Source organism: Acinetobacter sp. AS167, assembly GCF_037152175.1.
Lineage (GTDB): Bacteria > Pseudomonadota > Gammaproteobacteria > Pseudomonadales > Moraxellaceae > Acinetobacter.
The window spans coordinates 1-713 of the sequence record NZ_JBBCMP010000032.1 but is presented as its reverse complement, the minus strand read 5'-3'; the positions used below and the strand labels follow the sequence as shown (position 1 = coordinate 713).

General features: G+C 32.7%; 1 protein-coding gene. It reads left to right on the top strand.

The features are described 5' to 3' along the window. Nucleotides 1-185: 185 nt before the first annotated feature. The coding region (locus WFN33_RS20215) for an IS110 family transposase (protein ID WP_336954828.1) at nucleotides 186-713 on the top strand (528 nt) is incomplete at its 3' end.

Below are 713 nucleotides of genomic sequence, written 5' to 3'. Positions count from 1 at the left end.
CACTACACGTAAATTGTAGAGTTTGGTTTGTCATCAAAACTTCGAGTTTCCTGAAAAGATTAAACCTACAATTTACACCTAACCACTGACATAAATCTGGACGGTAACTAAGCACTTTGATGCTGCATTCACAAGAAAAGACTGTGGTTTTTTAATATTAATTCAATCAATAATTAGGTGAAGCTATGTTTTATCTTGGCATTGATGTTTCTAAAGCTAAATTCGATTGTTGTTTATTTCTTGATGACTCTAGTGGAAAAATAAAAACTAAATGCTTTTCCAATAGCAATAAAGGATTTCATCAATTGTTATCATGGTTAAATCGTTTTGGTCTTGTTGCTGAAGAAACTAGAGCCTTAATGGAAGCAACATCCGTCTATCATGAAATGTTAGCTCAATTTTTATTTGATTTAAAATTTCAAGTTTGTGTGGCTAACCCAGCCCGTACTCGATATTTTGCTCAAAGTATCTCTAAGCTTAATAAAACTGACAAAATCGATAGTGAAGTATTGGCGCGATTTGCAATGACTGTAGATTTACATTTATGGCAACCCACTCCTGATAATATCCGATTGCTCAATGCTTTATTAGATAGAAGGTCAAGTCTTGCGAACGACTTAAAACGTGAACAAAATCGTTTGGAAAAAGCAAACTCCACTCTAATAGTTGTACCAATTTTAAAGTCTATTAAGACTAATATTAAATCATTAACT